General features: G+C 62.1%; 4 protein-coding genes. All 4 read right to left on the reverse strand.

Annotated elements, in window-relative coordinates; all coding sequences use genetic code 11:
* Positions 1 to 36: 36 nt before the first annotated feature.
* Positions 37 to 2,124: a peroxidase family protein gene (locus RA24_RS01140; protein ID WP_039189161.1), complete on the reverse strand. Its 2,088-nt coding sequence runs from the start codon at positions 2,122 to 2,124 to the stop codon at positions 37 to 39.
* A 235-nt stretch (positions 2,125 to 2,359) separates the two neighbouring features.
* Positions 2,360 to 4,738, reverse strand: coding sequence for an ATP-binding protein (locus RA24_RS01145; protein WP_039189164.1), 2,379 nt, complete (start codon positions 4,736 to 4,738; stop codon positions 2,360 to 2,362).
* 25 nt (positions 4,739 to 4,763) lie between these two features.
* Positions 4,764 to 5,765 carry a cytochrome-c peroxidase gene (locus RA24_RS01150; RefSeq protein WP_082020297.1) on the reverse strand — a complete coding sequence of 334 codons (1,002 nt, stop codon included), beginning with the start codon at positions 5,763 to 5,765 and terminating at the stop codon, positions 4,764 to 4,766.
* Between the two features lie 78 nt (positions 5,766 to 5,843).
* Positions 5,844 to 7,076 carry an NnrS family protein gene (locus RA24_RS01155; protein ID WP_039189167.1) on the reverse strand — a complete coding sequence of 411 codons (1,233 nt, stop codon included), beginning with the start codon at positions 7,074 to 7,076 and terminating at the stop codon, positions 5,844 to 5,846.
* Between the last annotated feature and the right edge of the window lie 41 nt (positions 7,077 to 7,117).

Genomic DNA, 7,117 nt, shown 5'->3' on the forward strand with positions numbered 1-7,117 from the left:
GCCGCTCGCCCATTGGGGATTATCTGTCCTACAGGCTCAGAACAGGCTGAAGCCGGAGTTCTGCCAGTCTTGCAGGCTGATGCCCTCCAGGACCACAGACCAGTTGCCGCCATCGGAAACCTCAAGATCGTCTCCCAGGTCCGTGATTTGCAGCGCATTGCGTGTCGGGCCTTCAGCTTTGATGAAGTCCTTGCCAAGTTCGAAGTCCGTGATGGTGTCCTCACCGGTGTGGGATGTCTTGAACAGGAATACGTCGGCACCGGTGCCGCCCGTGAGCAGGTCATCGCCCTCACCGCCAACCAGCACGTCATTGTGGCGGCCGCCGTCCAGGGTGTCATTCCCCTTGTTGCCGCGCAGAAGATCGTGGCCGTTGCCGCCTTCAAGCTCGTCATTGCCGCTGCCGCCACTGAGCGTATCCTTATGGGAGCCGCCAAAGATGAAATCGTCACCAGAGCCGCCCAGAAGCAGGTCCAGGCCGCCGCCGCCATCCAGGCAGTCGTCGCCCTTGTTGCCGATCAGCGTGTCGTTGCCGCCGCCGCCTTGCAGGTCATCATCTCCGGCGCGCCCCTTCAGGAAATCTGAGCCGATGCGACCGTGCATGAAGTCGCGCCCGCTGGTGCCGAACAGGTCGTCATCGCCCTTGGTGCCGATGATGCGCTCCATCGCGGCAAAAACGTCCTTTTGCAGCAGTTGGACATCGGTGTTGCGCACGATGACGTCCGATAGGCTGGTGTCCCAGAGATCTGCGAGCTCACGCTTTGGAATGCCATCGCGCCCTTCGCTCCAGTAAGGATCGCCGTCACGCAACCGGGTGAATTGATCAATCATCACAATTGTGAAGGTTTCACCCAACAGGCCCTTACCGTGGGGATCTTCGGCCAGGCCGCCAATCCAGGCGTCCAGCAGGTCGGTATCGCCGTAGGCCTCCTTGAGCTTTGCTGCCAGCGCTGTGTCTGAGGTGATGTCGGAGAATTTTTCGGCCCGCGACAGGCCCAGGGCCTCGCGCAGGTCATTGTAGCTGGCGACACCCATGTCGCGGCCACGCTGGATGTTCAATGCCGCGAGGTCGAGTCCGCCCGCGCCGGGCGGCCCGAACAGGAAGGAACGCACGTCCTCAACCACCTTGGTGTCGACGGCTTCCGAGGTCTGGGTGGCCGCGCCGCGCAGCACGTTTTCGATCATGTTTTTCTGGCTGACCAGATGCGGCTGGAAAAACGCATCGCGCAGAGCCAGCGGATCCAGCTCTTTACCGCTCTCGGTGACCCGCTGCAAATTGGAGGACAGCAGAGTGTGCCCCAAACGGTAAACAGCGGTAGAAAACTCGATCGCAATCCCCGGGTTCACCCCCTTGTCATAACCTTGGTAGTCGTCAAAGGCGTCCTTGCCGATCAGAATGGGCAGGAATTCCTTGAAGGTGATGGATTGCACCAGAGCCTCCACCCGGGCGCGGGCGGCTTCGAAAAGGTCATCATCCGACAGCATCGGGTCTTTTGCTGCCAGTTCGTCGACCAGCCTGTTATGCTCGCGCGTGAACAGGGTGTGCATCGACGTCAAGGCGACATTTTCGGCCGCACGGACATCGCCGGTTAAAAAGCCGTCGCCGTCACGGTGCAGAAGATCATCCTTGGTCATTTTCAGTTTGCCGCCGGCATCGCGCATTGCGCTGACCATCTCTACGGTCGAGCCATAGATCATCGATGCGTCGATATAGGCGGTGATCTCGTTGTGATAGCCGTCGTGATGGTGCTCGACCCGGGTAAAGGGAATGATGGCCTGGCCGGTGCCGAACGGGTCAAAAAACGGATCGCCTGCCGGTACTTCAATATGTGCGGTGATCTCGCTTTCCGCACCGGAGAGTGACAGGTCGTGGTCCAGGAACTGGCCCCAGATCCACAGGAAATCAGAGGCGCCGCCGGCAGTGTGCGTGGTACCGTGCTGCTGTGACAGAATGTTCGAAACTTCGCGCGGGTTGGGCCGGTCTTCACCGGCCATCTCGCCGTTTGGTCCCAGGCCGCTGGGTGCCATATGCATCAGCGCCGTGTTCGTGGCGCCCCAGTCAGGATGGTCAGGATTTGCGGAAGTGCCATCGGCGGGGCGCGCGGCCCCAATCTTCAAATTGGACATGTGATCCCCCAATCACTCGTTACTTTCACTAGAAACGCCGCCGCGCCATGCACACTCCCCAGCGCGCAGCGGCGGCTTATCACCTGCCGGCTCCAAGCGAAAAAACACTGCTGGAGCACAGGATCACCTTTCAGTTTATCATATTTTTGTGACTGATTGTGAGTTTTCGTGATGTATTTTTTTTGACTTAAATAACAGCCTGATAATCAGTTGAGTTGTGCGTACTGCGCCGGATTCAGGCCTGTTTGGCCTGGGTTTCTGGCTGTTCTTCGGCCGGTTTTTGCGTCCATTTGGCAATCTGGTCCAGCAGTTCCTTCTTGCGCACGGGCTTGGACAGGAACCCAACCATTCCGGCCGCGCGGCAGGCGGCTTCATCGGTGCTCAGGACATTGGCGGTAAGCGCCACAATCGGGCAAGGGCTGCGCCCGTTTTCCCGCTCCCAGTCCCGCAGGCGCCGGGTTGCCTCCAGCCCGTCCATGACCGGCATCGACATGTCCATCAGCACCAGGTCGAAGTTCTGAGCGGCATAGGTATCAACGGCCTCTTGACCGTTACTGCAAATGGTAAGCTGAATGCCGGTCGGGGCAAGCATCTTCTTCAGCACCAACTGGTTGGTGCGGTTGTCCTCTGCCGCCAGGACCCGGAGGCCGCTGAACTGGCCAGCTGAGTGCCCGGACCCTGTCTGGCGGGTGGCGGCGGCCTGAACTGGCCCTGTGTTCAGCGCCTTCTGCAGTGTCCGGAGAAGAAGCCTGCCGCGAGCGGGCTTCATCAGAACATGCACGGTCTTGCAGCTTTGCAGTGCCTGGTAGTCGGCAAGCAGCTGGCCGCCAGTGCAGTAGACAAGCGGCAGCTCCCGGCAGCCAGGCAGCGCATGCAGATCCTGACACAGGGACCTGGCCTGCGCCAGCGGCAGGCTGTTTTCCACCAGCACGAGGTCGGGCAGGGGGGCGCCAGCGGCCGGGGTTTGCAGCTGTGCCATCAGTTCCGGGAGCCCGGTCGGAGCACTCGCCGCGGCTCCCCAGTATTCCAACTGGCGCAGGCGCACCTCGCGGGAGAACGCCAGATCGGCAATGACAGCCACATTCTTGCCTGCAAGCGGGCGTGAAGGGTGCGGGATTGGGGCCGCCACAGGCAGCGTCAGGCAGACGGTAAAACAGGAGCCTTCACCGGACACCGAAACCACATCAATCCTGCCGCCCATTGCCTGGGCCAGCCGCGACGAGATCGCCAGTCCCAGGCCGGTGCCTTCGAACCGCCGGGCTGTGGTGCTCTCGACCTGCTCGAATGCGTGGAATATCTGCCCAATGCTGTCTTCGGGGATGCCAACGCCGGTGTCGCGCACATCAATGCACAGCGGAATATTGTGGCTGGCGTCGTAGTTGAGGGTGATGCTGATGTGGCCCTCAAGCGTGAACTTTACGGCATTGCCGACCAGGTTCATCAGGATCTGCCGCACACGGCCGCTGTCACCCGAAAAGACCGCCGGGGTGCCTTCCGGAATGTCGATGCAGATTTCCACGCCCTTGGCCGTAGCGCTGGGGGACATCAGTGCAGCAACATCATAGATCACGTCGCGCAGGTTGAAGGGTTGCTCCAGCATCTGCGTCTTGCCAGCTTCCAGCTTGGAAAAGTCGAGGATGTCGTTGACGATGCGCAGCAATGCCTCGGAGGAGGCCAGGATCGTGCTTGTGCAGGATTGCTGCTCTGGCGTCAGGCTGGTTTCACTTAGAACCTCGGCCATCCCAAGCACGCCGTTGATGGGGGTGCGGATTTCATGGCTCATGGTGGCGAGGAAACGAGACTTGGTCTCCGTCGCGGCTTCTGCACGGGCTTTTTCCTGCAGCAGCCGGTCGGCAATCCGCTTCTTTTCTTCCAGGCTGGTTTCCAAGGTGTCGAGTGCCCTGAACACCGCGGCAATCTCATTGTCGCTTTCCGGCGCCGCGGGCTGTTCCCGGGTGGCGAGCCGCCGCAATTTCTGGGCGGCAAGCTGCATTGCCGCGGAAAAGCCGCGCGCCTTGCGCATGGCAAACATCAGGGCTGCGGCCATCAGGAGGGTGGTTCCGGTCAACCCCAGCACCAGAATCCGGGTGAGCGCCCCGTTTGCCGCGGCAACAGCACGTTCCGCATGACCGGCGGACTGCGCGGTGACAGTCGCGGCCTGGGCAGTAACGGCCTCGCTGCTCATGGTCAGTGCGCTAAGGGTTGGGATGTCCCGTTCTGATCTGATCCCAAGCAGGATAACTGCCTTCACGCACCAATCCGCAAAGGCGGTGTCCAGCGCCTTGACCTCTGCGCGCAATGACTCCGGCAGCGGCAGGGCCAGAAGGGCCGCCAGATCCCCGTTAATTGATTTTAGATAGGCCTGGAACTGCCGGGCCACCTCCTCCTGCGGGATCAGCCGTGTCATCGCCAGAACGTCCATGGCATATTCTTCTGCGGTGGTGATGCCGGCGCTGACGCTGCTGGCACGCCGGGTTGCCTCCAGCGAGGTCTCCAGAACGGCGTCTTTGCGGGCTGAGGCATAGATTGCCATGCCGCCAACCAGCAGCGCGGCGAACAGCGCGGCCACCGCGATGACCAGAACCGGAAGGACTATGGACCGTTTGATGTTCATGCGTGGTGTCCCTCAGCCGTACGCATCAGTTGGCCGGCAGGATTGGAGTCGGCACATCGGTCTCTGTGTCCGTCAGCGTTTCGAGGAAAGCAATGAGATCAGCAGTGTCGTCAGCAGAGAGAGTGAAGCTATCAATATCCGGAGACCGGTCCGCCGCGGCTGCTCCGCCGGCGGCATAGTGGCGGATCACCTCCTCCAGCGATGCCAGCGAGCCGTCGTGCATGTAGGGCGCCCGCAGCACGATATTGCGCAGGCCCGGGGTCTTGAAGCGGAAGTTCTGGTCCGGATTGGGCGGCACCAAGCCGCCGCCGCCAAGATCGCCGGATTGCAGCCCGACATCATGCAGCTGGTTGTCAGTGAACATCCAGCCTGTATGACACGAAATGCAGTTTGCCTTACCGGTAAACAGCGCAAAACCCCGTTTGGCGGCATCGGAAACCGCCGTTTCATCTCCCTCCACCCAGCGGTCAAAGTCGGCGACACCGCTGACTATGGTCCGCTGATAGGTGGCCAGCGCGGTCAGCACGGTGTCCTTGCGGATGCCGCGGCTGGGAAACAGCCGGCCGAACCAGATTCTGTAGTCATCCACTGCCGACAGACGTTTGGTAATTTCCTCGAAGGTGGCGTTCATTTCATCCGGTGCGGTGATCGGCCCGGCAGCCTGTTCTTCCAGGCTTGTTACGCGCCCGTCCCAGAAGAGCGGCGTGATCCATGCGGCATTCAGGATCGTCGGTGCGTGGCGGCGGATCGGAGTGCCGGCCGCGCCCATCGCCTTGGAGACCGGGACTTCCCAGCCGAAAGACGGGTTGTGGCAGCTGGAGCAGCTGATGTTCTGCCCGCCGGAGAGGCGCGGATCAAAGAACAGCATCTTGCCGAGTGTAGCGATCTCGCGGTTGTAAGGGGCTTCGGCTGGAAACGGAACGGTTGCCGGCCGCCGGAACGCATCGAGCCCGGCCGTTTCAGCCAGGCTCTGGACAGTCCAAAACAGCAGCGGCACTACGGCAGCGGCAGCAGCTTTCCACCGCATTCAGGACCTCCTCTTCGCGTTCCATAACCTAGTTAACCGGAATGGCATCATCTGAGAAGGCCGTTAAAATATGGTGAGCTATGCCTGTCCTGCTGCTGCCTGCTGTGCAGGTGGCTGGGCGGGTTTCCCGGAGACCTTCTTGGGGCCGATCCGCCGGGTGACCAACCAGGGGCCGGCCTTCAACACCATTAGCGCGAACCCTGCGGTCCACAGGCCAGCCGAGACGGTGATACCGTCCAGACCTGCAACCAGGCTCGTGCCGCCTGCAACACGTGCGGCAACGGCGCCCAGCAGCAGCATGAAGGCAAGGGTCAGCGCAGGGCCTGCCTCCAGCGGGCGGCCGCTGTGGCCCATGGTGGCGCGCATCATCACCGCCAGTGTCATGCCGCCAATTGCACCGATACCCAAGACATGTACCGCGGCAGGAGGCTCCATCAGGCCGAAGGGCACGCCGCCTGCTGCAATCAGCCCGGCAGGCACCATCGCATAGGCCAAGTGCAGCATCAGTAAAAGCGGATCCGGCAGGGTGGCCAGGCTGCGCCAGCGCGCCAGCCGTACCGTGTGCAGCAGGCCCGCGGCCAGTAGCAAGACGCCGGTGGCGGCAGCCCAGGGCGCTGCCGTCCAGGCCAGCAGCGCGGCCGCGCCGAAGACCAGCGTCACCGCGTCGAACCTGCCGAATGGCACAGGCATTTTGCCAGCCCCGCGCTTGGCCAGCCAATTGCGGGTAAAGCTGGGAATGATCCTCCCGCCGATCAGCATGATCAGGAAAATCAGAACCGCGATGCCCAGACGGCGGGACAGATCCGCGGCGCCTTCAGTCATCGCCTCTATGTGGAAGCAGGCGTTGGCAATGCCGAGCAGGGTGACCGGCACCAGCACCTTGAGATTGCGCCAGTTTTCACCGGCAATGATCTCGCGTGCGATCATGGCAATCACCGCGGCCAGGAAGGCGCAGTCCACCGCCATCACCCCCAGCGCGGGCAGCCCCAGCCAGCCCGCTGCCGCCAGCCGGCCCAGCAGCCAAAGGCCGGACAGCAGCGCCAGCGGCATCCCTCGGGCTGGCATCCGCCCGGTCCAGTTCGGCACTGCGGTAAACAGGAAACCCGCCACAACCGCGGCGCCGTAGCCGAAAATCATCTCGTGAATGTGCCAGTCTGTTGGCAGCATCACGCCGCTGTATTCCAGGTTGCCGCGCCAGATCAGCAGCCAGGCGGGGATCGCCAGCACGGCAAAAACGCAGGCCCCCAGAAAGAATGGCCGGAAGCCGAAGGAAAAGAGAACAGGTCCGGTATAGTTGGTTCGCGCAGCCATGACGGCCTCCTTGCGTCCGGTCAAAGACAGGCGGGCGGCAC

It is taken from the genome of Leisingera sp. ANG-M6 (assembly GCF_000813905.1).
In the GTDB taxonomy this organism is placed as follows: domain Bacteria; phylum Pseudomonadota; class Alphaproteobacteria; order Rhodobacterales; family Rhodobacteraceae; genus Leisingera.

Bases quoted from the DNA above. Each gene is read 5' to 3' on its own strand.
- RA24_RS01140 (WP_039189161.1), bottom strand. From the start codon at position 2,124: ATGTCCAATTTGAAGATTGGGGCCGCGCGCCCCGCCGATGGCACTTCC.
- RA24_RS01145 (WP_039189164.1), bottom strand. From the start codon at position 4,738: ATGAACATCAAACGGTCCATAGTCCTTCCGGTTCTGGTCATCGCGGTG.
- RA24_RS01150 (WP_082020297.1), bottom strand. From the start codon at position 5,765: ATGCGGTGGAAAGCTGCTGCCGCTGCCGTAGTGCCGCTGCTGTTTTGG.
- RA24_RS01155 (WP_039189167.1), bottom strand. From the start codon at position 7,076: ATGGCTGCGCGAACCAACTATACCGGACCTGTTCTCTTTTCCTTCGGC.